This is a genomic window from Ideonella sp. FW305-24, from assembly GCF_058788035.1.
Map to the genome: position 1 here is coordinate 173,154 of NZ_JBYTAI010000009.1, position 23,429 is coordinate 196,582.

The following is a 23,429-nucleotide window of genomic DNA, read 5'->3' on the forward strand; positions in this document are numbered from 1 at the left end:
ATCCCTGCCTCATGTCTGAATCCCCCCTCCGCTATCAGAGCGGTTTTGGCAACGAGTTCGCCACCGAAGCCTTGGCTGGCGCCTTGCCGCAAGGCCGCAACAGCCCGCAGCGGGCGCCATTCGAGCTGTATGCGGAACTGGTTTCCGGCACCGCATTCACCGCACCACGGCACGAAAACCGCCGCAGCTGGCTGTACCGCCGCCAGCCCTCGGTGGTCGCTGGCCGCTACCAGCCGTATGCACAACCTCTTTGGGTGACCGGCAAGCCCGAGGGCGCAGTGCTGCCGCCCGAGCCGCTGCGCTGGGGTCCGTTCCCGATGGACGATGCGGCCGCGCTCGACTTCGTCGACGGCCTGCGCACCGTCGCCGCCAATGGCGATGTCGAAGCCCAGCAAGGCTTGGCCGCGCTGGTCTACGTCTGCGGCCGTTCGATGGACCAGCGCGCGTTGGTGAATGCCGATGGCGAGATGCTGCTGGTGCCGCAGCAAGGCCGGCTGCGCATCACCACCGAAATGGGCTTGCTGGACGTGGCGCCCGGCGAGATCGCGCTGCTGCCGCGCGGCCTGGCCTTCAGCATCGCGCTGCCCGACGGCCCCTCGCGCGGCTACGTCTGCGAGAACCATGGCGCGCAGTTCCGCCTGCCCGAGCTGGGCCCGATCGGCTCGAACGGCCTGGCCAATGCGCGCGACTTCCAGGCCCCGGTCGCCGCCTTCGACGACACACCCATCGGCCCGGCCGGCAGCTACCGACTGGTCAAGCGCTTCGGCGGCCAGCTGTGGGCGGCAGACGCGCACCGCTCGCCGTTCAACGTGGTGGCCTGGCACGGCAACCTCACGCCGGTGAAGTACGACACCCAGCACTTCATGACCATCGGCTCGATCAGCTTCGACCACCCAGACCCGTCGATCTTCACGGTGCTCACCTCGCCTTCGGACACGCCCGGCACCGCCAACTGCGACTTCGTGATCTTCCCACCGCGCTGGATGGTGGCCGAAGACACTTTCCGCCCGCCCTGGTACCACCGCAACCTGATGAGCGAATTCATGGGCCTGGTCTACGGCCAGTACGATGCCAAGCCCGAAGGCTTCCGTCCTGGCGGCGCCTCGCTGCACAACTGCATGGTGCCGCACGGCCCCGACCAGGAAGCCTTCGAGAAAGCCAGCGGCGCCGAGCTGAAACCGCACAAGCTGGACCACACACTGGCCTTCATGTTCGAGAGCCGCTACCGTTTCACCCCAACCGACTACGCGATGCAGACCAGCGGCGCGCTGGACGCCGACTACCCCGCCTGCTGGGCCGGCCTGCAAGACCGCTTTGCCGCTTCGAACTGAAATGAATCTCCCGATGACCGCATCCTCCGACATGACCCTGAACCCGGCGCTGAGCAGTTGGGTGACCTCCGCCAACGCGGCCGACGCCGACTTCCCCGTTCAGAACCTGCCCTACGGCCGCTTCCGCCGAGCCGGCAGCGCGGACGCCTGGCGCATCGGCGTGGCCATTGGTGACCAGATCCTGGACCTGAAGCTGGCGGCCGACGTGCCCGGCTGGGCCGATGGCCTGAAGGACCTGCTGCTGCCGCTGGCCTCCGGCGAGCTGAACGACCTGATGGGCCAGCCCGCTGCGGCCCGCCATCAGTTGCGCGCCGCACTCTCGGCAGCGCTGCTGGCCAACAGCGTGTACGAAGCCGCGCTCGCGCCTTGCCTGCTGCCCCAGGCCGAAGCCGAAATGAGCGTGCCCTGCCGCATCGGCGACTACACCGACTTCTACACCGGCATCCACCACGCGACTACGGTCGGCAAGCTGTTCCGGCCGGACGAGCCGCTGCTGCCCAACTACAAGTGGGTGCCCATCGGCTACCACGGCCGGGCTTCGTCCATCATCCCCAGCGGCCAGCCCTTCCACCGGCCGCAGGGCCAGCTGAAGCCGCCCGAGGCCCAGCTGCCCTTCCTGGGCGCCACCAAGCGGTTGGACTACGAGCTGGAGCTCGCCATCTACGTCGGCCCCGGCAACGCACTGGGCGAGCCGGTGAGCCTGGCGCAGGCCGAGTCGCACATCTTCGGCCTGGGCCTGCTGAACGACTGGAGCGCGCGAGACGTGCAAGCCTGGGAATACCAGCCGCTGGGTCCGTTCGGCGCCAAGAACTTCGCCAGCACCGTCTCGCCGTGGATCGTCACGCTGGAAGCGCTGGTCCCGTTCCGCGCCGCCTTCGAGCGCCCTGCCGGCGACCCCGCTCCGCTGCCCTACCTCGCCAGCGACGCCAACCAGGCCAGCGGTGCGCTGGACATCCAGCTCGAAGTCTGGCTGCAGACACCCAGGATGCGCGAAGCCGGTGAGCCTGCCATCCGGCTCAGCCAGTCCAACTATCGCGACGCCTATTGGACCGTGGCGCAGCTCATCACCCACCACACCATCACCGGCTGCAACCTGCAGCCTGGCGACATGCTGGGCAGCGGCACCCTCTCCGGCCCGCGGCCCGAACAAGCCGGCTCGCTGCTGGAACTCACCAACGGCGGCAAGCAGCCGATCACGCTGCCCAACGGCGAAACCCGCCGCTTCCTGGAAGACGGCGACACCATCACGCTGCGCGCCTTCTGCCAGCGCGAAGGCGCGCGCCTCATCGGCCTGGGCCACTGTTCCGGCACGGTCCTGCCGGTGCGCGCGACGGCCTGACCAGACCGCCGACATACGTTTCCAGTCGAAACAGCCACAGCCGCAGCGGTCATCCCCTGCAATCGGAAAGAGAAATCTTGCGGGTAAACCACGAGATTGGCGTCAAAAATGGCGCCCGTCCGTGCAAAAGACGGCGGCTTCTCGGCAGAACCCCTAATCCCGAGAGAAACCCGGGGCTGGCCCGAATCCTGCAGATGAACGATAATGAGGGGCTGGCCGGAGCGCTTCTATCGTCTCATTCGTCTTACAGGGGAGGTGATCCAGGGTGAAAGCCTTGGGCGTTCATGATTTCGGGGGTCAACCCCGAAGGATCCGGCAGCCGTTGTTGAACCATTTTGTATTTTGAGGAGCGCATTCTGGCCAAGGACGATCCCAAGACCTCCATCGACGCTGGTGGTCTTCGTTACCGCTCGAAAGTAGCGGGTTCTCCCTTCTCTGCGACGGGTGCGTTTGGCGCCGCCACCATGTCGTGTTTCCTGTGTGGCAAACATCGCCCACGTGCCCAGCTGAAGTCCCGTAAGCTGCTGGGCAAGGCACAGGCGGTCTGCGCGCCGTCTTGCCGCGAACTTGACCAGGCTGCTCAAGCCTGATCCGCTGCGCACCGCGCTGGCGCGGTGCGCAGCCTCTTCTTCTTCGGGTTCCCCATTCCGATGCACGAGCATGAGCCGGCCGATGATGCGCGTCTGGACGCGAACGCTGACGCCGAACCCGGTGCCGACCGTCCGCTGAACCGACGCGAACGCGGCGTGGTGCTCGCCCGGATCCAGGCCTTGATGGAGTTCTGGGGCATCACGATCGACGACTTGCTGCAGGACACCCCGGCCCCCGAACCGGTTTTGATTCCCGACCTGCCGCCCAAATACCGTCACCCCGCGACCGGCGAAACCTGGGACGGCCAAGGCGCCCAGCCGGACTGGCTGCGCCGCGCGCTGCTCAAGGAAGGCATGCGCGTCGAAGAGCTGCGCCAGGCTGCGCTCGCGTCGCCGCCCCCACCACCACTCGTCGAGCCTGCGGCCGACGATGCTTCGCCCGCCGCCGACGACACGCCGCCCGCCGGCCACTGAAGCGCGCTGCCCTGCTTTACCACGCCTGCATTGCGCAGCGCGGCAGGGCAAGCCCACAATCCCCTCGCTGCCCACCGCCAGCATGCCAAGCCGGAATGCCTGGCAATCGCACGCAGCCAATACCAAGGGACCAAGGGAGATCGTCAATGGCAGAGGACAAACTGATCCTCATGCACCGCGCGGCGCTGCAGCGCAAGTACGGTGAAAAAGGACTGGCCAAGGTCGATGCGGCGCTCAAGCGCCTGGTCAAGGCCGATGCACGCCGCGGTTTCGACAGCCGGGTGATCCACCTGGACGATGCGGCCACGATGAAGCCCTGGGGCGGCGCCGTCTCGACCGAGCCCACGCCCAAGGAAATCAAGCAGGCGGTGGACCGCCTCTACGCTGCACTGTCGCCGCACTACCTGCTGCTGCTCGGCGGACCCGACGTGCTGCCCCTGGTGCCGCTGCGCAACCCCGCCTTCAGCACCGCCAACGGCGACCCGGACAAGTTGGTGCCCAGCGACCTGCCCTATGCCTGCGACGCCGCCTACAGCACCGACCCCGGACGCTTCCAGGGCCCCACCCGCGTCGTCGGCCGGCTGCCGGACCTGCCCGGTGCGCGCGAGCCGAGTGCACTGACATCGCTGATCGACGCGTCGGCGCGCAGCATCTCGCGCCCGCGCAACGACTACGCCCAGGCCTTTGGCATCAGCGCGCAGGCCTGGGAGGCCTCGTCCAGGCTGAGCATGAAGACCCTGTTCGGCAGCGCCAGCGCGCTGCACCTGGTGCCGCCACAGGCCTTGCCATGGAAGCCGGCGGACCTGGCTGCGCGGCTGCACTTCATCAACTGCCACGGCGCCAAGGACATGCCAGAGTTCTATGGCCAGCCGCCGGGCGTCAGCGAGTTCCCTGTGGCGCATCGCGCACGCAGGCTCAAGGGCCGCATCAGCGCCGGCACGGTGGTGGCCGCCGAATGCTGCTATGGCGCCCAGTTGTACGACCCGGCGCTGGCCGTGCCCTCCGGCGGTGGCGTGGACGAGCCCGGCATTGCACTGGCCTACCTGCTGGACGGCGCCAGCGCGGTCTTCGGCAGCACCACGATTGCCTACGGTCCCAGCGAAGGCAACGGCATGGCCGACCTGATCTGCCAGTACTTCCTGCTGCAGGTGCTGGCCGGTGCGTCGACCGGCCGGGCAATGCTGGAAGCCCGCCTGCGCTTTGCCGGCGCGCGCACCCACCTGGACCCCTGCGACCTGAAGACGTTGGCCCAGTTCTGCCTGCTGGGCGACCCTTCGCTGCATCCTGTCGCCTTCGAGGGCCACGCGCTGAACCGTACCAAGGCCTTCAAAAAGGCCTTTGCCGGTACGCAGGACCGCACCGTGCGCGGCCTGCGACGCGAGAAGCTGGCGCGGGACGGCCAGTTGCTGGGCAAGGCCTTGCCCAAGCTGGTGAACAGTGAAACGGCACCCGGTGAAGCCGCCACCACCACCTTGCGCGCAATGCTGCGTGAGTCCGGCCTGGATCCCAGCCTGGCCCCCGTCAGTTTTGAGGTGCGCGGCGGGCTGCAGGCACAGGCCAGCAAGCGCGTGGTGCACCTGGTGAACGGCCGGCGGGCGCTGAACCCGACCGAACATCCGCTGAACTCGCCTGCAGCCGGCCTGGTGGCGTTGGTGTTGACCGAGCAGGACGGCGAGCTGCTGCACGTGCGCCGCCTGCACGGCCGTTGAGACCCCTATGTCCACCAACGACCCCAACGCCTGCACCGCCAGCCTCTGCGGCCGCCTCGAATCGGCCGAGCGTGCCCGCGGCAGCAAGAGTGAACACCAGGCCACGCTGCTGCGCGACGATGCGGGCGACCTGCACCCGCTGCGCCGTGCCGGCGGCTCGCCGTTCACCGACCCCGCGCTGCAGGCACTGGAAGGCCAGCGCGTGAACCTGCATGGCCAGCCGCGCGACGGTTATTTCCTGATCATCCGCATCGAAGTGCTGCCCGGCTGAGGCGGGCAGCCGATTACGGCGCGGGCCCCAGCCGCAAAGTCTGCGCGGCTGCCCGGCAGGGATGGAAGGCCCTTCGTGAGGCGCTATCGCGAGCGGCTTTTCACAATGTCGCGCAGCCGGCCAAAGGCTGCATCGACCGGGCCGGGCCGCACAGGGGCGGCACTTGCCTTGACCACCTGGGCAGGGACCGGGTCACGGGATATCACCGAGTCCGGATCGCTCACAACTCCGTCGCTTTCCTGCCCGTCCACGGTGGCGAAATTCTGTCCGGTCCAGGCTTCCCGCAGCGCTTGGCCGTGCTGCACATACTGCGCGTAGCTCCTTTTGATGAATTCCTCCAGCTTCAAGAAACTCCCACCGCGCGAATCAGGTTGCCTAAATGCCATCGGCGTGGTGTAGCTCAAGCCATGCGCCTTGCCGAGTTCGCGGTACACGGGCCAGATCACCGAATTTGCCAAAGGGTTCTTGAGGAAGGCCGCCGGGAACCTGGGGAGGGTCATGCCAAGCTCCGCGGCCAGCCGGGCGCCATAGGCTTGAAACACCACCGAAGTCGGGTGGTTGAAGGTCATGAGGGTGGGAAGTTGCGGCACCATGCGCAGGAACTCCTGGGCAAAGGGGACGTCCACGCCGGCGTCACGCTCAAGCAGCTCATTTGCCGAACGCGCATAGGCGTCGAAGTAGCCGCGACGTTCGTACTCAAGCTGGTTGAACATGGCAACGCAATCTGCCTGTGATTGCCCTTCCAGAAAGGCGTCGAGGACGATGCGACTGTGATAGTCCCCCAAAGGCGACTGCAGGCGAGAATTCATCGCACCGACATAGGTGATGTCCGGATGCAGGCCGTTAAAAAACAAATTGGTGATGGTCTTGACCCTGGCGCCGCGCCGACGAAGTGCCTCGGTCGAGTAGCCGCCATGGTCACCTTTGATGGGGAAGGTAAATACCTGGGTCTCGGCCACGTCGAGCAGGGGTTGCAACTCCGCATCGATCTCGACAAAGCGCTTCGAACCCTGCTCGTTGACGGCCAGGCTACGCGCCGTGGGGACGCCGGGCAATTGCTGCAGCGTATTGGCCAGCGGCGCTGCCTGGCAATTGCCGATGACGATGACGATGGGCATGGATGAGCTGCCTCCCCTGATCTTCAAGATTGAGTCCGTGCCCGCGATCGTGTGTGCGGGTCATGTGGTGCGCAGCCTGTCCAGCAAGCCACTGGCGCGGCGCGTCGGCAGCGAGGCGGCCTGGGTCATCAGGCCGGGTCGCGGCGCGAGCAGCGAAAACGCCTCACGGGCTCGGGTAATGCCGGTGTAGACCAGTTCGCGCGACAGCAGCAGGCCTGCCTGTTCGGGCAGCACCAGCGCAGTATGCTCGAACTCGGAGCCCTGGCTCTTGTGCACCGTCATCGCAAATGCAGATTCCACCTGGGACAGCCGGGTGACTGCGACCGAGCGGAGTTTCGGGCCGTCCAGGAACCAGGCGCGCAGGTTGCCGCCATCCCCGGCCGCGGGAAGCACGATGCCAATGTCGCCGTTGAACACACCCAGCGCCGCGTCGTTGCGCGTCACCATCACCGGCCGGCCGATGAACCACTCGCCGCGAACCTGCAGCCAGCCCGCCTCGGCCAGGGCCTGCTGCACCGCGCGGTTCAGCCCGGCCGCGCCCCACGGGCCTTCGCGTACGGCGCACAGCAGCCGGAAGCGCTCGAACTGCAGCAGCACGTCGCGCACCCAGGCGCCGTGCGCGTCCACGTCGCCACTCGCCGGCCGCAGCGCCAGGCGCGACAGATAGGCCTGGTAGCTGGCCGGCGCGCCGGGCCGGCCGTGCAAGGCCAGCCGCACCACGTCGGCCTGCGTCGCGGTTTCCAGGCCCCACAGCGGGCCGAGCTCACAAGGAGCCGCAGGGCCGTCCCAGGTTTCCTTGACCCCCACGGGGGGCGGGTTGGGCGCAGCCCGACCCTGGGGGCACTCATCACGCAGCAGCTGCTGGGCGCGCGCACCGTCGCCCGCATGCACTGCCAGCGCCAGTTGGCCGATGGGCCCGCCGAAGCGGCGGCTCTCGCGCAGCATCACCGTGTGCTGGGCCAACAGTGCAGGCCGGCTTGCCTGCGCAAGGTATTCCTCGGGCAGGGAAATGCCGGCGACCGCCTGGGCATAACGTGCCGTCTGCTCGCTGTAGCCGCCCTGCTCCGCGCCTTCGCATAAATCGGCCAGCACCGCGCCGGCTTCCACCGAAGCCAGCTGATCCTTGTCACCCAGCAGGATCAGCCGGGCGTGGGGCGGCAAAGCGTCCAGCAGCGAGGCCATCATCTCCAGGTGAACCATCGAGGCTTCGTCGACGATCAGCACGTCCACGTCCAGCGGCTGGCCGGCATGGTGGAGGAACTGCCGGCTGTCGGGCCGCGCACCGAGCAGCGCATGCAGCGTGCGGGCCGCGCCAATGCGGCCGGCCAGCAGCGTCAGGTCCAGCTTTGGCTCGAGGCGCTCGGCCAGGCCTTGCAGCGCGCTGTCCAGCGACTGCTTGAGCCGCGCCGCGGCCTTGCCGGTAGGCGCGGCCAGCGCAATGCGCAGGCGCTCGGGCGCCGGGTCCACCGCGAACAGCAATGCCAGCAGTCGCGCCGCGGTGTAGGTCTTGCCGGTGCCCGGCCCTCCGGTGATGACGCTGAAGCCACCGCGCAATGCGATGGCGCAGGCCAGCCGCTGCCAGTCCACCGTGCCGGGCTTGGGCGCATCGAACAACGCATCCAGCCATTCGCGCGCCGCGGCTTCGTCAATCGGCTGCGCACGCCGCGCGCGGTCCAGCACCTGGGCCGCCACGCGGCGCTCGTGGTCCCAGTAGCGCCGCAGGTACAGCCGCCCTGCGGCCAGCACCAACGGCTGGCCGGCATCCGCCTCGCCTGCATCGACGCTGCGCAGCACTGTGCTGCCTTGCAAGGCTTGCTGCCAGCCGGCCGGCGCCGCGGGCATCGCCGGCCACAGCTCGGCCAGCGCCTGGGCGCCTGCCAACGGCCAGCCCAGCAAGGCATTTGGATCGCCGCACAGGTCCTGCAGCGGCAAACAGGTGTGACCTCGACCTTCCATCTGCGACAGCAGCGCGGCGGCCAGCAGCAGCTCGGGCGACGCGGCCGCATCCAGCTCGGCCAGGAAGACCGGCAGCGCCGCGTCCAGCCGACGCAGCCAGCCGGCGTCTGCCCAGGCCGGTAGCAGCGCGAGCACCGCCTCGCGGCTGGTCGCTGCTGGCTCAGGCGCAGGCTCGGCGTCGAACAGCGACAGCGTGGTGTCCGTCCTCAGCATGCGGCCTCCGGGGTTTGCAGCAGCGCGTCGAGTGCGTCCAGCCAACCGACATCGGCCGGCAGCAGGCAGACGCCGCCGGTCGGACCGTCGATGCCGCGCAGGAACAGGTACAGCGCGCCGCCGAGCTGCGCGGCCGGGTCGTAGGCTTCGCCCAGGCGCGCGCGCAGCAGCCGGTGCAAGGCCAGCAGGTACAGCGCGGCCTGCACGTCGTAGCGGTGCTCGCCCATGGCCGCGGCCAGCGCAGCCTCGGTGTAGGCGCTGCCGTCAGCACCCAACTGGTTGCTCTTGTAGTCCAGCACCCAGTAGTGGCCTCCGTGCTCGAAGACCATGTCGGCAAAGCCCATCAGCATGCCGTGCAGCTCACGCGACGGCAGCACCGGGCGCGGCTGACCGGGCAGCAGGTGCTCGCGGCACAAGGCGTCGATCTCGGCGGCCGGCAGGCGGCCGGCGGGCAGCCAGAACTCCATCTCCGGCAGCACCCGGTCCAGCCCGGCCAGCGCCACGCCAGGGCCTGGCAAGGGCAGCCGCACGATCGCGCGCAGCCAGGCCAGCAAATCGTCCGCCTGGGCTGTGCGGCCGGCACGCTGCGCGCGGCGGCGCACGGCTTGCGCCAGCGGCTCATCCGGCTCGTCGCCCAGCCCGAAGCGCTCGCCGGCCAGCCACTCCAGCTGGTCATGCAGGAAGTTGCCGGCGATGGCGCCGCGCTCGAAGCGGTGCCAGGGCGGCAGGTCCGCAGGCTGACGAACCGGGCCGGGCAAAGCTTCGGCCGCGGCTGTTTCATCATCGGCCGGGCGAGGCAGGGCATGCACGATCTGGCTTGGCCCGTGCTGGATCGCGCGCACCAGCGACGAGAAGCTGGCAATGCCCCAGTGCTGGTCGAAACGGCCAGGGTACGGCGGCGCGTCCTGCAGCGGCGGAAGCTGTTCGCGGGCAGCCAGCCGCGTGACCGGCACCACCGCGTCTTCGGCGCAAGGTGCGCGCTGCCAGGCCATCACGGCGGCATCGCCAATCTCGGCAGCCAGGTCTTCGATCGCCACCTGCAAACCTTCCGGCGTGACCGGCTCGGGCCCGCCCAGCAGGTAGCCGATGGCGCTCAGGTGGCTCAGCGTGTCCGGCACTTCCTTGTTGCGCGAGCTGCCCACGGCCAGCGGCACCAGCCCCAGCCACAGCGCATGCCGCGCACGGGTCAGCGCCACATAGAACAGCCGCAAGTCCTCGCGCAGCCGCTCGCGCTCGGCCTGGGCCATGGATTCATCGCTCAAGCTCAGGTCCAGCGTGCGCCGGCCGGCCTCGTCCACCAGCGCGACAAAGCTGGTGTTGCGCCGAGTTTCCGGGCGCAACGCGCCGGCAAACGGCAGGCAGACGACCGGATATTCGAGCCCCTTGCTCTTGTGCACCGTGACGACCTGCACCAGGTCCGCATCGCTCTCCAGCCGCACGATCTGCTCGTCGCCGCCCGCCATGCCCTCTGCGGCCTGGTTGATCTCGCCGGTCAGCCAGCGGATCAGGGCCAGCTCCCCGTCCAGCTGGCTGCTGGCTGCCTGCAGCAACTCGGCCAGGTGCAGGTAGTTGGTCAGGCGGCGCTCGCCATCCGGCAGCGGCAGCCAGCGCGCCGGCAGGTCCAGCTCGTGCAGCGTGCGGCGCAGCAGCGTCAGCACGCCCTGGCTGAGCCAGACCTGGCGCAGCGCGCGCAGCTGCTCGGCGCGCGCGTCGAAGGCCTCGTCGTCGCGCGCCAGCCAGGCCAGTTCGACCAGCGAAAGGCCCACGGTCGCGGTGGCCAGCGCAGCGCGCACCAGGCGCACGTCCGTCGGCTGGGCCACGGCGCGCAGCCAGCGCAGCAGGTCCGCCGCTTCGGGGCTGGCAAAGACCGAATCGCGGTCCGACAGGAAGACCGAGGCCACGCCGCGGCGGCGCAGTGCGCGGCGCACTGCACGGGCTTCGGTGCCATTGCGTACCAGCACCGCAATGTCGGCCGGGCGAAGCCGGCGCAACACTTCACCTTCGCGCGCAAAGCCGGCCTGTGCATCGTTCAGCCAGCCGACGATCTGCTCGGCGCACAGCGCTGAATGCTGCTGCCGGTAGCCCTCGGCATTGCAGGCTTCGGCCTGCCACTGCAGCAGCAGCGCAGGCACGTCGCCCAGGGTGCTGACAAAGCGCTCGCGCCGGCCGGCAGCGGCCACCGGCAGGAAGGGCAGCGGGTTGTCGCCAGCCGGCTGCCGAAAGCCGAAAGCGCCCTCGCCTTCGCGCTGCTCGCCGCGCAGGAAGATCGCGTTGACCGCCTGTACCACCGCGTCGGTCGAGCGGTAGTTGGTGTCCAGCACGTAGTGGCGGCCGGCCGTGGCGGCGCGGGCCTGCAGGTAGCTGTGGATGTCCGCGCCGCGGAAGCGGTAGATCGACTGCTTGGGGTCGCCGATCAGCAGCAGCGCCGTGCCGCGTGCATTCGCCGCCGTGTCGTAGAGGCGATCGAACAGGCGGAACTGCAGCGCCGAGGTGTCCTGGAATTCGTCGATCAGCGCGACCGGCGTCTGCGCCAGGATGCGCTCGCGCAGGCGGTCGCCGTTGGGGCCTTGCAACGCAGCGTCCAGCCGGCTCAGCAGGTCGGAAAAACCGAACTGGCCGGCCTGGCGCTTGAGCTGGTCCAGCCGTGCGGACACGCGGGCCGCAGCATGCAGCCGCAGCGCCGGCGCGATCTCAGGCAAGGCGTCCAGCGCCGTGAGCAGCGATTCGAAAGCCTCGAACACAGGCGGCAGATCAATGGCCGGTGCACCGGCCTTGCGCATGCCCCGCACACCGGCCGGCGTGAGCCGCTGGCGCCCGGTCTTGAGTTCGGGCAACTCAGCTTCGCTGTCGCCCCGCGCCCAGGTGGCCAGCGTGTCCAGCCACGGATTGAAGTACCGCGCCTGAAGACTGCGACCTTCCCAGCCCAGCTTGAGGTCGCACTGCGCCTGCAGCCAGTGGCGCATCTGCTCGGCTCGCTCGGCCCAGCCGGCACGCAGCGCGGCCAAAGCCTCGGCCCGCACCTGGGTGGCCTGGCGCAGGCAGTCGGCCAGGCTGCCCTCGCCAGCACCTTCAGGCAGGGTTTGCGTGCCCAGGCTGCGCACGTCGGCCACCAGCGCCGGCAGCCCGCGCCAGACGGACAGCACCGCGTTCAGCGACGCGCTGTCCAGCGGATAGCACTGCTGGCGCCAGTAGTCCTGCGCGGCCTCCAGCCACAGCGCCTGCTCGTCGGCCAGCAGCTCTTCGTCGAACAGGCTGCCGCTGTCGAAGGCATGCTCGCGCAGCATGCGCTGGCACCAGGCGTCGATGGTGTGCACCGCCGCGTCGTCCATGCCTTCGGCGGCAGTGGCCAGGCGCCAGGCGGCGGCTTCGCGCGCTTCACCATCTTCGTAGGCGGCCAGCAGCTCGCGCAGCAGCGGGTCGATCTGCGTGTCATCCAGCTCGCCACGAAAAGCCTTGGCGGCGTCCAGCAAGCGGGCGCGGATGCGGTCCGACAATTCGCGCGTCGCGGCCCGCGTGAAAGTCATCACCAGGATCTGGTCCGGCCGCAGCGGGCCGCCGAAGCGTGTGGCGTCATCACCATGGCCCAGCACCAGGCGCAGGTAAAGCGCGGCAATCGTCCAGGTCTTGCCGGTGCCGGCGCTGGCCTCGATCAAGCGGCTGCCCCACAGCGGAAAGTCCAGCGGCCGCAGGGCCTGGGCAGCAGCCGTCATGCGGCCTCCTCGGCCATGTCTTCTGCGCTCGGGTGCCAGGTCACGCTGACGTGGCGCTGCGCCCAGTCGCGAAGCGGCGCATACAGCGCCTGTGCCCAGTGGCCGAAGTTGGCTCCGGCGGCCTCGGCTTCGGTCAGCGCCTCGAAGTCCGGAAACAGCCGCGCCAGGCACGGTTCGTCCACCTCGCCGCGGCGTTGGAAATCACCCTGGTAGGTGGCGAGCGCGGTGACCTGCGCTTCCAGCCAGGCCAGTGCGGTGCGCGGCGCGACCGGCAAGGGCTGCTGCTGCGCCACCTGCCACGCGGCCAACAATGCTTGCGCCGCCGCGTTGGCCATCTCGGGCGCGGGGGGCGTGAAATACAAGGTCGCATCGCGGCCGATCAGCAGCAGGTCCACCGGCTGGCCGCTGGCGGCTGCGGCCATCGCGCGCAGCCAGGGGCCGACCAGCTTGTCCAGCCGCGGCGTGGCCTTGCCGCTCGCGGGCTTCTTGCCGCACAGCCGGCTGGCTTGCACCTGCAACCAAACAGGTCGTTCTTCGCCAACGCGCAAGCCGTCCAACCAGTCGTCCAAATGGTGCCCCCGGTCCGCCGGGTACGGCGCACCACCCGCCGAGCGGGTTGGCGCAGCCGCCTTGGGGCGGCCCGGCGACGGCTGCGCTGCCAGCATCGCCGGCACGTCCAGCGGCAACGCGTCTTCCGCCTGCGCCAGGTGCAATGGCAACCTCGGCGCGGCTTGCGGAAACTGCCGCTGCGCCTGCTGCCAGGCCTGCAGCATCGCAGCCAGGTCATGCGCCAGCAGCGCCTCGGTGCGCTCGCCAAAGCCGGCCAGGGGCAAGCGACCAGCTCGCCTCAGCCGGGCCAGGCGCTGCGTGACCACGGGCGCCAGTTCGGCCTCGGGCGCGGTCTCCAGCGTGCGCTGCAGTTCGGCCAGCGAGTCGGCAAGCAGTTCGTCGACCAACTGGTGCTCGTCCAGCCCGGCGATCTCGAAGGCTTCGTCGTCGGCGTCTTCCACTTCGTCCGCATCGAACACCACCTGCAAGCGGTGGCGGAAGAAGGCCTTGACGGGGTTGCGCAGGAAGGCGGTCAGCAGGTCCAGCGTGAGCGCCACGGGTGCGCCCTGCTGCTCAGGCGCAGCCGCCTCGGGCAAGGCCGCGGGCTTCGCTTCGGCGTGGGCTTGCCGCCATTCGCGGGCCCAGGTGTGCGCCGGGCTGCCGGGCTCGAAGTAGCGGCGGCTGAACGGCTGCAGCGGGTGCTCGTGGCTGCGCGCGTCCACCGCGGCCTGGCCCCAGGCCGCGGCCAGGTAGTCGCGCAGCTGCGAAAGCAGCACCGAAGGCGGCTGCTCGCTGTTGTCGCGCGCATTGCGGCCGGCCCAGCTGAGGTAGAGCACGCGGCGGGCGGACAGCAGGGCCTCCAGCATCAGCTGGCGGTCGTCGTCGCGGCGAGAGCGGTCGCCGGCGCGGGTCTGGCCAGGCGTGGCCATCAGATCGAAGTCGCTGCGCATCGCTCGGCGCGGGTAGTCGCCGTCGTTCATGCCCAGCAGGCACACCACCTCGAACGGAATGGCGCGCATCGGCATCAGCGTGCAGAAGGTGACGCCGCCTGCGCGAAAGCGGCGGTTCAGCGCCGGCTCGTCCAGTGCGTCCAGCCAGGCTTCGCGCGCCACGGCCAACGGCACCTCGGCCTCGAATCCCGCCTGGGCGCAGGCGTCCAGCCAGGTGGCCAGTGCGTCGTCCAGCGCGGCCAGGGTCTGGCGCTCGTCGTCGCTGCCGGCGCGAAAAAAGTCGGCCAACAATGCCCTGCCCCGCTCTGCCCATTGCACCGGCGTGGCGGGCGTGCGCAGCAGGGCCCACCAGTGCGCCAGTCGCCCCAGCAACTGGGCCAGGCCGCCGGCCAGCTCGGCGTCCAGTCCGCCGACTTCTGCGTAGGGCTCGATGCCGTCGAACGCCGCCGCTGGCGCGGCCTGTCCGTCAAAGTCCTGCATCACGTCCAGTGGCGCCGCGCCGCTGGCATAGCCCAGCAGCATGCGGCGCAAGGCCCACCAGCCGCTGTTCTGCGCACCACAGGCGCCCAGGCCCAGCGACGCGCGCTGGGCCTCGTGCAAGCCCCAGCGCATGCCGGCGCCGGCCATCCAGTGCGTCAGCTGCGGCAGGCTTTCAACGTCGAGACCAAACCGTGCGGCCAGCGCCGGCACGTCCAGCAGGTCGCGCAGTTCGCTGAAGCGGCAGCGCTGCTGAGGCAGGCGCAGCAGCCACTCCAGCGCGCCCACCAAGGGGCTGGCCTGGCGCGCGCCCAGGTCGGCAATGTCGAACGGAATGTGGCGCGCATCCTGCCGGGCGTATTGGCCAAACACCGCGCGCACGGCCGGTGCCACGGCGTCGATGTCCGGCACCATCACCACGATGTCGCGCGGCTGCAGCGCCGGTCGTTCAGTCGACGCGGGCTGGGCCAGCAGCGTCAGCAGCTGATCATGCAGCACCTCCAGTTCGCGCATCGCGCTGTGCGCACTGTGGAAGACGATGGACTGGTCGGCCGCGTCCAGCGGCGCTTCATCGTGTTCGGCCAGCGGCACCAGGTCGCGGATGCGGGCCTGCACGCGCGTGAGCAGCGGCGCATGTTCGGCCGGGTCTTCATCGAACAGGTCCAGCCGCGGCAGCTCGGCCTGTTCGAGGCCACGCTGCTGTTCGTCGAAGGCGTCCAGCTGGCGCACGAAGTCGCGGCCCTGGCGGCCCCAGGCGGCCAGCAGCGGGTGTGCATGGGCATGCATCTGCGCGAGCGGCAGCGCAGCCAGGTCGCGGCCCTCGCGCAGCGGCTGGCGGCGGCGCTCGATCTGCAGCAGCTCGCGGCCGTCCAGGATGTCGGCCCAGTGAAAGCGGCAGGGGTTGGGCACGGCCAGCAGCACCTGGCTGTGCGGCCCCATTGCGGCCAGCGCCTGCAGCGTGGGCAGCGGCACGTGCGTCATGCCAAACAGCACGATGCGACGCGGCAGCGGCAGGTCGCCGTGCGCCGCCTCGGCCAATCGCGCCAGCACGCGCTCGTGCAAACGCGGGCGGATCGCGGCGTGCTGCGCCTCCTGCAGCGGCGCCAGCAGCTCGCGCCACAGCATGGCCTGCCAGCGCTGGTCCACCGGCAGCGGGCAATCTGGCCTGCCCGGGTTGCGCAGCACGTCGCGCCCCTGCGCCCAGCCTTCCAGCCAGTCGGCGCGGTAGACCTGGTACTGGTCGAACAGGTCGGCCAGGCGACGGCTGAGCTGCAGCAGGCGATCCGGCTCGTCGCCCATCAGGAACCCGGCGACGGGCTCAAAGCCAGGTCGCTGCGCCAACTCGGGCAACAGCTGCATCAGCCGCCAGGTCAGCGGCGTCTTGTCCAGTGCCGAGTGCATCGGCACCTGGTCCCGCCCCAGCACCTGCCGGTACAGCCTCCACAGGAAACGCGCAGGCAACTCGACCCGCGCCGCAGCGCAAATGCCCGCCGGCCCGCCGGACTGCGCCAACGACATCTTCAGCCACTCCGCCATGCCGTTGCTCTGCACCAGCATGACCTCCTCTTCCAGCGGCGCCAGCGGATGCGCCCTGAGCCAGGCGAACAGCGTTTCGGCCAGCAGTTCCGCGCGGTTGCCGTGCAAGACCATCAAGCCTTGCGGGATCGCGGGACGGTTATCGGGAGCAGGTGGGAATGTCATCAGGGCGCGGAGAAGCGAACAGGCGCCTGGTGACTGTAAGCGACCGATCCGCCGGCACGATCAGTGCTCCCATTGATCTAGCCAAGGTCTCGGACAGGCAGCAGGACGAACGGCGAACTCAGGCGGCACCACATAGCCATCAGGCACCACCAGCCGCATCTGAAAGGCAATGCGCTTGATCACCCCATTGCGCTGCTCCTCACTGAGGTTCGCGGCTGACTTTCCACTGTCCGGACTTGGCCCGATGCCCGGGATCACGTCGGCGCTCGTGATGCTGAGCGTTGCTCTCCCCATGGGAAGGGCACCCAACTGAGCCACGCTCGTCTCTTGAGATTGAACAGGTGCGGAAAAGATCAGTTGGCGCACTGACCAGGACGCCTTCTTTCCATCTTTCACTGTGTAGTTGAACCAGAACTCCCGCTTCAGGCCTTTGTAGACAGCATCCTGCGCCTGGAAACCACCGTAACTGAGATCCAGATAGCTGTCGTTCCGATTGCGGTAGGGACGATTGAGAGGATAGATGTATTCCAGTTCATCGTCAGGAGGCTGAAGCCGGTCTGGCGGCCGAACTTCCATTTGCCAGCCACCCGAGACTCCTTTGCTGGGCACCATGACAAAGATGGCCTCGGGTCCGATCACGCGCCGAAACTCGTGGTGGCTGCTCACCGCGCCGGAAAACCCAAAGGCCTTGCACCCCATTGCGGGCGCGGCGGCAGATGCGGACTGCGAGGCAAGGTCGCAAGCGACTGCTGCTGCAAGCACGAATCGGCTGGCATGAGTCCGGATCATTGCGTCTCCTTGGATGTCAGGCACTTTGCCCTGAATTCCGCCACAACTTCAACATCCGATTTCCGGCCTCACCGAAAAACAGCCATCACTGCGCCCAGCAAACCCATCCCCAACAAGCCCAGCACCGGTGTCATGCTGACTGCATAACCGAGCGAGCGGCTGGTGGGGTCGCGGGTATAAGCGCGCAGGTAGATCACGCGGCCGACGAGGTAGACGGCGCCAGCGCCGGCTGTCCAGAGCGGCGACCAATGCTGGGCGGCCAGCCACAGGCTGGGCAACAGCACGACCAGCAGTTCCAGCGTGTTCATCTGCACCCGGTAGAGGCGCTCGAAGCCTTCATGGCCTGACACGGCCGGCGCATGAATGCCGTAGCGCTTGCGGCCCCAGCTCACCAGGATGGCGAAGTACACATACTGCAGCAGCGCAAGCGCCGCGACGATTTCAACCCAGGCCATGAGAGATTCCAAACTGAGGAGGTGAAGCGGCGCCCGCGCGGGAAAGGCCCGGCGTTCCGGTCTCCGGATGAACAGGCCAGCGTCTACTGACCCTTGAGAAATCGCGCAACGGCCTGCTCGCCAGCCGCCGACAGTCCTTCAAACTGCAGCCCCACCATGAACGCACCATGGTTGCTGCTGAGCACGCTGTGGGCGACCTGGACCTTGACTTCGACTGGCGTGCCGCCTCCCGTGAGCAAAGGCACCAGGAAGCGGATCACGCAGCGCAGCTTCGGTGGTGGATTGGCCGAGGCGATGATGGCGATGCCGCCGGCGCTGATGTCCCAGGTGCGCACTTCCAACGGCGGCTGGCTGGGGAAGACCAGCTGCGCCGTGCCGCGCAAGGGCTTGCGCTCGTGCAGGCGGCGCTCGGCCCCCTTCAGCTCCGCCATGGGGCGCGCAGTGCCGATTCCGGCCGGTCAAGGGTGCTGCGGCGGGGACTTGGAAGCGGTGCGGTACACATCGTGGGCGCAATCTAACATCGACCGCCGCGGCAGCGCTACCGCCTGCCAGCGCTCATTGGGTGAGTGGCAGTACCCGCTCTTTCAGGTACTTGAACTGCGCCCCCAGCATCGCCGGGTTCGGGTCGTGGCCCGTGCGAGGCAGCAGCACCCAGTCCTTCTGCGGCGCGTCGATGCTGTCGAAATAGCGGCGGGCCACGTCGGGCGTGGTCACCAGGTCTTCCTCTCCCTGCACGAAGAACACCGGCAGCTCGAACTTCAGGCCCAGGCTGGGCAGGTCGGTGGACGACAGCATGCCGTCGCCCTTCAGGCCGACGAACTGCAGGTAGGAGTAGTCCTCGCCGGCCTCGTAGTCGGCCTCGGCTTTGGCGGTGGTGTAGAGGGCGGAAGGCTGCCACCAGGCCTTGGGCGCGGGGTCGGTTCGGGCGGCTTCGTAGCGGCGGGTCACGCGGCGCAGGATGCCAAAGTTGCGCGGATCACGCCACGGCGGAGGGCCCAGCGCCTCCAGTTTCGCGATGTTCTCCTGGTCGCTCAGCGACTTGGCCCGCGCCAGCGTCGCGGCGTAGCTGGAAGCCAGGTTGACCTGCCCGTTCACCAGTTGGGCGGTGGTGATGTAGGCGTGGAACAAGTCGGGGCGTGCCTTGGCGATCTGGATGCCGAGGATGGAACCCCAGGAGCCGCCCATCAGGATCAGCTTGCGCGCACCGAGGTGCTGCATCACGTAGGTGGCCACGGCAATGCCATCGTCCCGCAGCTGCGCCACGGTGAGCGGTTCGTCTTCGGCTGGCCGGTTGCGGCCGTAGGTCATGCCGGAACCGCGCTGGTCCCAGTGCACGATGGTGAAGTCCTTCTGCCACGGGCCGTAGAGCCCGTCCGAGAACATGCTGACCGGGTTGCCCGGCCCGCCATGCACCACCAGCACCACCGGGTTGCCACAACGTTCGCCCTTGATCGTGACCCACTGCTCGATGCCATTGATCGGCACGAAGCCTTGTTCGTCCAGCCTCTGGGACGGCGAGCTGCAGACCGAGCCGGTGGTGGCCGGCGGCGCAGCTTCCGCGGCGCCAACGGCTTGCGCGCACACGGTCAGCGCGCAAGCCAGCCAGCGGCAGAGTGAAGAAGAGCGCAACAGGTTCAAGAGGACTCCTACCCAGCGGGGTACCGGCCCGCCGAAAGTCGGAGTATCCGCGAGCCTCAGTTCGCGGCCATTGACTGGCGCGAGGCATGGCGCTGCGCCTGCGTCTCGCCATCGTAGCCCCAGCTGTCGCCCGGGACCTGGTGCAGCACGACATACAGCGGCGCCTGCGCGGGCCGGCCGCTTTCGGCCAAGATCAGCGCGTTCGCCTCGGCGATGAAGCGGCGACGTTCTGCCGCGGTGTTGCTGCCATCGGTGATGAACACCTCCAACTGGGCAGACCAGTCCTGCGCGCCAAGCGCAGCACCGGCCACCGACCAGGACCCAGGCGGCGCCTGTTCGACGGCCACGACGGTCAGGGCTGCGTCCTTGCGCAGCGTGCTGGCCATCAGGCGGGTCAGGCCTGACTGAAGGCGCTGGCGGCTCGCGTCGTCAAACTCATTGGCGCTGGCAAGGGTCAGGCGGAGGAAAGGCATGGCGTCTCGAAGAAGAAGTGAAGGTGCGCCATCGTGAACCGGCGCCATCAAGGAGACAATCACACATTCACTTGACACACTGTTTCTCTTGAGGAAACCATCATGCGCCCATCCGCCATTGGCGACGCCCAGCAACTCGCGGCCATGGTGGTCTTCGCCCGGGTGGTGGCCGCGGGCAGTTTTTCGGCCGCGGCGCGGGAGCTCGGGCTCACCAAGTCGGCCGTCAGCAAGCAGGTCCAGCGGCTGGAGCTGGAACTGGGCGCGAAGTTGCTGAACCGCAGCACGCGCAAGCTGTCGCTGACCGAACCCGGGCAGATCGTGCACGCCCATGCGGAGCAGATCGTGCACCTGGGCAACGCCACCCGCAACGAGCTGGCGCAACTGTCCGAGCGCCCAAGCGGGCTGCTGCGCATGACGGCCTCGCTGGCCTACGGCAAGCATGTGCTGGCGCCGCTGCTGCCGGACTTCTTCGCGCAATGCCCCGAGGTGCGGGTGGCGCTGACGCTGGTGGACCGGCACGTGGACCTGATCCAAGAAGGTTTCGACCTGGCGATTCGGCTGACGGACACGCCGCCCGAGCCGCTGGCCGGGCGGCGCCTGCATGCCTGTGAATTCGTGCTCTGCGCGTCGCCCAAGTTCGCCGGGCTGGCCGACGTTCAGCATGCGCGAGACCTCGCGCAGCAAGCTTGCCTGGGCTTCTCGGCCGGCGTGTCCGCCAAGCTCACGCCCTGGCGGCTGACCGACCCCGACGGCAAGGCGGTGACCGTTGCCGTCCAGGGCCCGGCCGTGGTCAACAGCAGCGACGTGGTGCGCGAGCTGACGCTGCGTGGCCTGGGCATTGGCCTGCTGCCCCGCTTCACCGTGGAGCCCGATCTTGCCCAGGGCCAACTGGTCCAGGTGTTGCCGCAATGGCAAGCCGCCGGCGCATTTGGCCCGGCCTGGGCGCTGTGGTCACCGCAGCGGCAGATGCTGCCCAAGCAGCGCGCGATGATCGACTTCCTGGTGAGCCGCCTGAGCGCGGCCTGAGTGGCCGCTATTTCAGGTAGGACCTAAGCGCGCCCACCACCTGTTCCACATCCTCGCCACGCTGCTCGGCACTCACACCCTCAGCACCCAGGTGCTCGCGAATGTGGCCTTCCAGCACCTCGGCCATCAAGCCATTGACGGCACCGCGGATCGCCGCGATCTGCTGCAGGATGGCGCCGCATTCGGTCTCCTGATCGAGCGCGCGCTCCAGCGCGTCCGCCTGGCCGCGGATGCGGCGCACGCGGGCAATGAGCTTCTTCTTGGACTGGATGGTGTGGGCCATGGGGCAAGGGCATCGCCTCACGGCAGCAAGGCGTTTTGGCGAGGACAAAGGTACTGGGGGGTAGTATGCGGCCTTCGCGGCCATTCGGCCACTGAACCCTGCAGTCCCCGCCATGACCCTGCCTGTCGCACCGCCCGCCCCCGTCAGCAACTGGACCGACACCGGCCGCCACAGCCACGCCTTCGGCGAAGCCAACCCACTGGCCGAGCGGCGCACGCGCTGGGCCATGTGGATCACGCTGGCGATGATGGTGGCCGAGATCATCGGCGGCTGGTACTACAACTCGATGGCGCTGCTGGCCGACGGCTGGCACATGAGCTCGCACGCGCTGGCGCTGGGCCTCGCGGCCTTCGCCTACCTGGCCGCACGCAAGCTGGCGCACGACCGCCGGTTCTCGTTCGGCACCTGGAAGATCGAGGTGCTGGCCAGCTACACCAGCGCCATCTGCCTGCTGGGCGTGGCGCTGCTGATGCTCATCCAGTCCGGCGAGCGGCTGCTGAACCCAGGTGCGATCCACTACGACGAGGCGATTGCACTGGCCGTGCTCGGGCTGGCGGTCAACCTGGTCTGCGCCTGGCTGCTGAAGGATGGCCACCATGGGCACGACCACGGGCAAGATCACGGGCCCGGACATGGTCACGCCCACGGCGACGAAAGCCATGCAGACGAACTCCACCATGACCTGAACCTGCGCGCCGCCTACATCCACGTGCTGGCCGACGCCGCCACCTCGGTGCTGGCCATCCTCGCCCTCTTCGGTGGCAAGCTCTGGGGCGCGGACTGGCTGGACCCGGCCATGGGCATCGTCGGCGCAGGCCTGGTCGGCAAGTGGTCCCTGGGCCTGCTGCGCGACTCAGGCAAGGTGCTGCTGGACGCCGAGATGGACGCGCCGGTGGTCGCCGAGATCGAGGAAGTCATCGCCGCCAGCCCGGTGCCGGCCCGCATCCGCGACCTGCACGTCTGGCGCGTCGGCCAGGGCAGCTATGCCTGCATCCTGTCGCTGGAAGTGGACGTGCCCACCACGCCCGAATACTTCCGCCAGCAACTCGCGGTGCACGAGGAACTGGTACACATCACGGTGGAACTGATCCAACCCGGCGAGGCAGTGGCGCGCTGACGGTGCAGCCCCAGGTCCAGCGAGGCCACCCATCCAGTTTCACGGCCGCGATGCCCGCGCCGCCGTCGGCTTGAGCACTGCCTGGAACACCCGGTTCTGCGGGTCGTTGCGGCTTTGGGCTTGGACCACGATGGCGCCGCTGTCGTTGATCGCGGTCGGATACGAAATCATCCAGCCGGCCGCGCGGGCCTTGGTGTCCAGCAGTTTGGTGAGTGACGTGACCTGGCCATTCCGCCAGATCACACCAATGCCGGTGCAGTTGCCAACGGCCACGTCCAGGTTGTTGATTGCGGTGGCCGTGCAGACGGTGTGCGCCAGCGCCGGCAGCGGCAGCACCTGGCCCAGTTTCCAGAGCATGGCCAGTGAGCCCTGGCTCGGGTCGAGGTAGCCTCCCACCGCGGTGCCGTTGGCGTTGATGGCATTGATCGATGGATAGCCGAGCGCATCCAGTTCTGGCGTGGGCACCAGCAGACCGTCCTTCCAGACCAGCATCTTGATGCCGCCCGTCTCCGGCCACTGCCGCCAGCCGCTCATCCAGCCGTTGGCCGACGTGCGGTACACCGCCGACTCCGCCACGGCGACATCGGTGGGCAGCAGCGTGGGCGGCAGGGTGGGATCGGTCCACACCGCAGCCTGTTCGAGACCGTCCTTCGGGATGCGGCCCATCACCCGGCCTTGGGGGTCCACATCGAAGCCCTGGCAGGCGCAGTTCTCGTCGCCGCCATTCCAGGATGACAGCTGCACCGAAGAGCCGTCCGGTCGCCAGACCATGCTGAATCCCCTGTCGCCCTGGGCGCTGACGGTGTATCCGTTCTGCTCGCTGCGGCGCACCGTGTCCACGGTATGGCCGTCGGGCAGGGGCAGCACTTGCGGAACGCCTTGGGTCCACAGCACGGGCACCCACCGGGTGCCCGTCCACGCACGGCCGGTCACCACGCCCTGCTGGTCCAGCGTGCTGGTCACGGCGTCGCTGGCCCCGGAGGGGTTCTGCAGCAATTGCAGCCGGTAGGTTTCGGCGGCAGCAAGCCGCGGCACCAGCGCGGCGGCCAAGGCCACTGCGGCCACGGAGAAGCGATGAATCACGAAGCGCATGAACACACCTTTCAGGGTGATGAGGCAAATGCGTAGCTTTCGACCTCACGCTGCGCGCGTCTATCCTCGTTCAGAGGACGAACAGGCAGGGTCGGCCCCCTAGAATCGGCGGCCCTGCCAACCCACACCGCCGCTCGGGCCACCTGCCCTGGCGTGCCGGCCACCGGC

18 protein-coding genes are annotated in these 23,429 nt (G+C 68.7%); 7 read left to right on the forward strand and 11 right to left on the reverse strand.

Annotated elements, in window-relative coordinates; all coding sequences use genetic code 11:
* Window positions 1–11: 11 nt before the first annotated feature.
* The 5 genes from hmgA (at window position 12) to AC3WR5_RS22960 (ending at window position 5,714) form a co-directional block, all read left to right on the forward strand.
* Window positions 12–1,331: a homogentisate 1,2-dioxygenase gene (gene hmgA / locus AC3WR5_RS22940; RefSeq protein ID WP_492487409.1), complete on the forward strand. Its 1,320-nt coding sequence runs from the start codon at window positions 12–14 to the stop codon at window positions 1,329–1,331.
* A 13-nt stretch (window positions 1,332–1,344) separates the two neighbouring features.
* A complete protein-coding gene (gene fahA / locus AC3WR5_RS22945) occupies window positions 1,345–2,670 on the forward strand; it encodes a fumarylacetoacetase (protein WP_492487410.1) in 1,326 nt (441 codons plus the stop codon).
* A 614-nt stretch (window positions 2,671–3,284) separates the two neighbouring features.
* Window positions 3,285–3,734 carry an H-NS histone family protein gene (locus AC3WR5_RS22950; RefSeq protein ID WP_492487411.1) on the forward strand — a complete coding sequence of 150 codons (450 nt, stop codon included), beginning with the start codon at window positions 3,285–3,287 and terminating at the stop codon, window positions 3,732–3,734.
* Between the two features lie 146 nt (window positions 3,735–3,880).
* Entirely contained in the window at window positions 3,881–5,443 is a 1,563-nt protein-coding gene (locus AC3WR5_RS22955) for a C25 family cysteine peptidase (protein ID WP_492487412.1), read from the forward strand.
* Window positions 5,444–5,450: 7 nt separating this feature from the next.
* Window positions 5,451–5,714 carry a hypothetical protein gene (locus tag AC3WR5_RS22960; RefSeq protein ID WP_141284723.1) on the forward strand — a complete coding sequence of 88 codons (264 nt, stop codon included), beginning with the start codon at window positions 5,451–5,453 and terminating at the stop codon, window positions 5,712–5,714.
* An 83-nt stretch (window positions 5,715–5,797) separates the two neighbouring features.
* On the opposite strand, the gene AC3WR5_RS22965 is transcribed toward AC3WR5_RS22960, so the two are convergent.
* From AC3WR5_RS22965 to AC3WR5_RS23005, 9 genes are all read right to left on the reverse strand, one after another.
* Window positions 5,798–6,832: a WcbI family polysaccharide biosynthesis putative acetyltransferase gene (locus AC3WR5_RS22965; protein ID WP_492487413.1), complete on the reverse strand. Its 1,035-nt coding sequence runs from the start codon at window positions 6,830–6,832 to the stop codon at window positions 5,798–5,800.
* 60 nt (window positions 6,833–6,892) lie between these two features.
* On the reverse strand, window positions 6,893–9,001 hold the full coding sequence (recD, locus tag AC3WR5_RS22970; protein WP_492487414.1) for an exodeoxyribonuclease V subunit alpha: 2,109 nt from the start codon (window positions 8,999–9,001) through the stop codon (window positions 6,893–6,895).
* Window positions 8,995–12,711, reverse strand: coding sequence for an exodeoxyribonuclease V subunit beta (gene recB, locus AC3WR5_RS22975; RefSeq protein ID WP_492487415.1), 3,717 nt, complete (start codon window positions 12,709–12,711; stop codon window positions 8,995–8,997). The genes recD and recB overlap by 7 nt, the downstream gene beginning before the upstream one ends.
* Window positions 12,708–16,388 (reverse strand): exodeoxyribonuclease V subunit gamma, encoded by a 3,681-nt coding sequence (recC, locus tag AC3WR5_RS22980; protein ID WP_492487416.1) that lies wholly within the window; start codon window positions 16,386–16,388, stop codon window positions 12,708–12,710. Before recC ends, recB begins: the two co-directional genes overlap by 4 nt.
* Window positions 16,389–16,448: 60 nt before the next feature.
* Window positions 16,449–17,177: a hypothetical protein gene (locus AC3WR5_RS22985; protein ID WP_141287853.1), complete on the reverse strand. Its 729-nt coding sequence runs from the start codon at window positions 17,175–17,177 to the stop codon at window positions 16,449–16,451.
* A 68-nt stretch (window positions 17,178–17,245) separates the two neighbouring features.
* Window positions 17,246–17,632, reverse strand: a complete 387-nt coding sequence (locus tag AC3WR5_RS22990; RefSeq protein WP_492487418.1) for an MAPEG family protein — start codon at window positions 17,630–17,632, stop codon at window positions 17,246–17,248.
* An 83-nt stretch (window positions 17,633–17,715) separates the two neighbouring features.
* Window positions 17,716–18,063 carry a PilZ domain-containing protein gene (locus tag AC3WR5_RS22995; RefSeq protein WP_492487420.1) on the reverse strand — a complete coding sequence of 116 codons (348 nt, stop codon included), beginning with the start codon at window positions 18,061–18,063 and terminating at the stop codon, window positions 17,716–17,718.
* Window positions 18,064–18,187: 124 nt separating this feature from the next.
* Window positions 18,188–19,270 carry an alpha/beta fold hydrolase gene (locus AC3WR5_RS23000; protein ID WP_492487421.1) on the reverse strand — a complete coding sequence of 361 codons (1,083 nt, stop codon included), beginning with the start codon at window positions 19,268–19,270 and terminating at the stop codon, window positions 18,188–18,190.
* 56 nt (window positions 19,271–19,326) lie between these two features.
* On the reverse strand, window positions 19,327–19,743 hold the full coding sequence (locus AC3WR5_RS23005; protein ID WP_170200872.1) for a tautomerase family protein: 417 nt from the start codon (window positions 19,741–19,743) through the stop codon (window positions 19,327–19,329).
* A gap of 102 nt (window positions 19,744–19,845) precedes the next feature.
* Between AC3WR5_RS23005 and AC3WR5_RS23010 the strand changes: the two genes are divergently transcribed.
* On the forward strand, window positions 19,846–20,769 hold the full coding sequence (locus AC3WR5_RS23010) for a LysR family transcriptional regulator (RefSeq protein WP_492487423.1): 924 nt from the start codon (window positions 19,846–19,848) through the stop codon (window positions 20,767–20,769).
* Window positions 20,770–20,776: 7 nt separating this feature from the next.
* Here the strand turns inward: AC3WR5_RS23010 and AC3WR5_RS23015 are convergent, their stop codons facing one another.
* Window positions 20,777–21,052, reverse strand: a complete 276-nt coding sequence (locus AC3WR5_RS23015) for a metal/formaldehyde-sensitive transcriptional repressor (protein ID WP_141287848.1) — start codon at window positions 21,050–21,052, stop codon at window positions 20,777–20,779.
* 112 nt (window positions 21,053–21,164) lie between these two features.
* Here AC3WR5_RS23015 and dmeF point away from each other — a divergent pair, with 112 nt between their 5' ends.
* Complete coding sequence (gene dmeF, locus AC3WR5_RS23020) at window positions 21,165–22,169, forward strand: CDF family Co(II)/Ni(II) efflux transporter DmeF (protein WP_492487425.1); 1,005 nt, start codon at window positions 21,165–21,167, stop codon at window positions 22,167–22,169.
* 39 nt (window positions 22,170–22,208) lie between these two features.
* Here dmeF and AC3WR5_RS23025 read toward each other — a convergent pair whose 3' ends face one another.
* A complete protein-coding gene (locus tag AC3WR5_RS23025; RefSeq protein ID WP_492487427.1) occupies window positions 22,209–23,261 on the reverse strand; it encodes a hypothetical protein in 1,053 nt (350 codons plus the stop codon).
* Window positions 23,262–23,429 lie beyond the last annotated feature (168 nt).

Bases quoted from the DNA above. Each gene is read 5' to 3' on its own strand.
- hmgA (WP_492487409.1), top strand. From the start codon at position 12: ATGTCTGAATCCCCCCTCCGCTATCAGAGCGGTTTTGGCAACGAGTTC.
- fahA (WP_492487410.1), top strand. From the start codon at position 1,345: ATGACCGCATCCTCCGACATGACCCTGAACCCGGCGCTGAGCAGTTGG.
- AC3WR5_RS22955 (WP_492487412.1), top strand. From the start codon at position 3,881: ATGGCAGAGGACAAACTGATCCTCATGCACCGCGCGGCGCTGCAGCGC.
- AC3WR5_RS22960 (WP_141284723.1), top strand. From the start codon at position 5,451: ATGTCCACCAACGACCCCAACGCCTGCACCGCCAGCCTCTGCGGCCGC.
- AC3WR5_RS22965 (WP_492487413.1), bottom strand. From the start codon at position 6,832: ATGCCCATCGTCATCGTCATCGGCAATTGCCAGGCAGCGCCGCTGGCC.
- recD (WP_492487414.1), bottom strand. From the start codon at position 9,001: ATGCTGAGGACGGACACCACGCTGTCGCTGTTCGACGCCGAGCCTGCG.
- recB (WP_492487415.1), bottom strand. From the start codon at position 12,711: ATGACGGCTGCTGCCCAGGCCCTGCGGCCGCTGGACTTTCCGCTGTGG.
- recC (WP_492487416.1), bottom strand. From the start codon at position 16,388: ATGACATTCCCACCTGCTCCCGATAACCGTCCCGCGATCCCGCAAGGC.
- AC3WR5_RS22985 (WP_141287853.1), bottom strand. From the start codon at position 17,177: ATGATCCGGACTCATGCCAGCCGATTCGTGCTTGCAGCAGCAGTCGCT.
- AC3WR5_RS22990 (WP_492487418.1), bottom strand. From the start codon at position 17,632: ATGGCCTGGGTTGAAATCGTCGCGGCGCTTGCGCTGCTGCAGTATGTG.
- AC3WR5_RS22995 (WP_492487420.1), bottom strand. From the start codon at position 18,063: ATGGCGGAGCTGAAGGGGGCCGAGCGCCGCCTGCACGAGCGCAAGCCC.
- AC3WR5_RS23005 (WP_170200872.1), bottom strand. From the start codon at position 19,743: ATGCCTTTCCTCCGCCTGACCCTTGCCAGCGCCAATGAGTTTGACGAC.
- AC3WR5_RS23010 (WP_492487423.1), top strand. From the start codon at position 19,846: ATGCGCCCATCCGCCATTGGCGACGCCCAGCAACTCGCGGCCATGGTG.
- AC3WR5_RS23015 (WP_141287848.1), bottom strand. From the start codon at position 21,052: ATGGCCCACACCATCCAGTCCAAGAAGAAGCTCATTGCCCGCGTGCGC.
- dmeF (WP_492487425.1), top strand. From the start codon at position 21,165: ATGACCCTGCCTGTCGCACCGCCCGCCCCCGTCAGCAACTGGACCGAC.
- AC3WR5_RS23025 (WP_492487427.1), bottom strand. From the start codon at position 23,261: ATGCGCTTCGTGATTCATCGCTTCTCCGTGGCCGCAGTGGCCTTGGCC.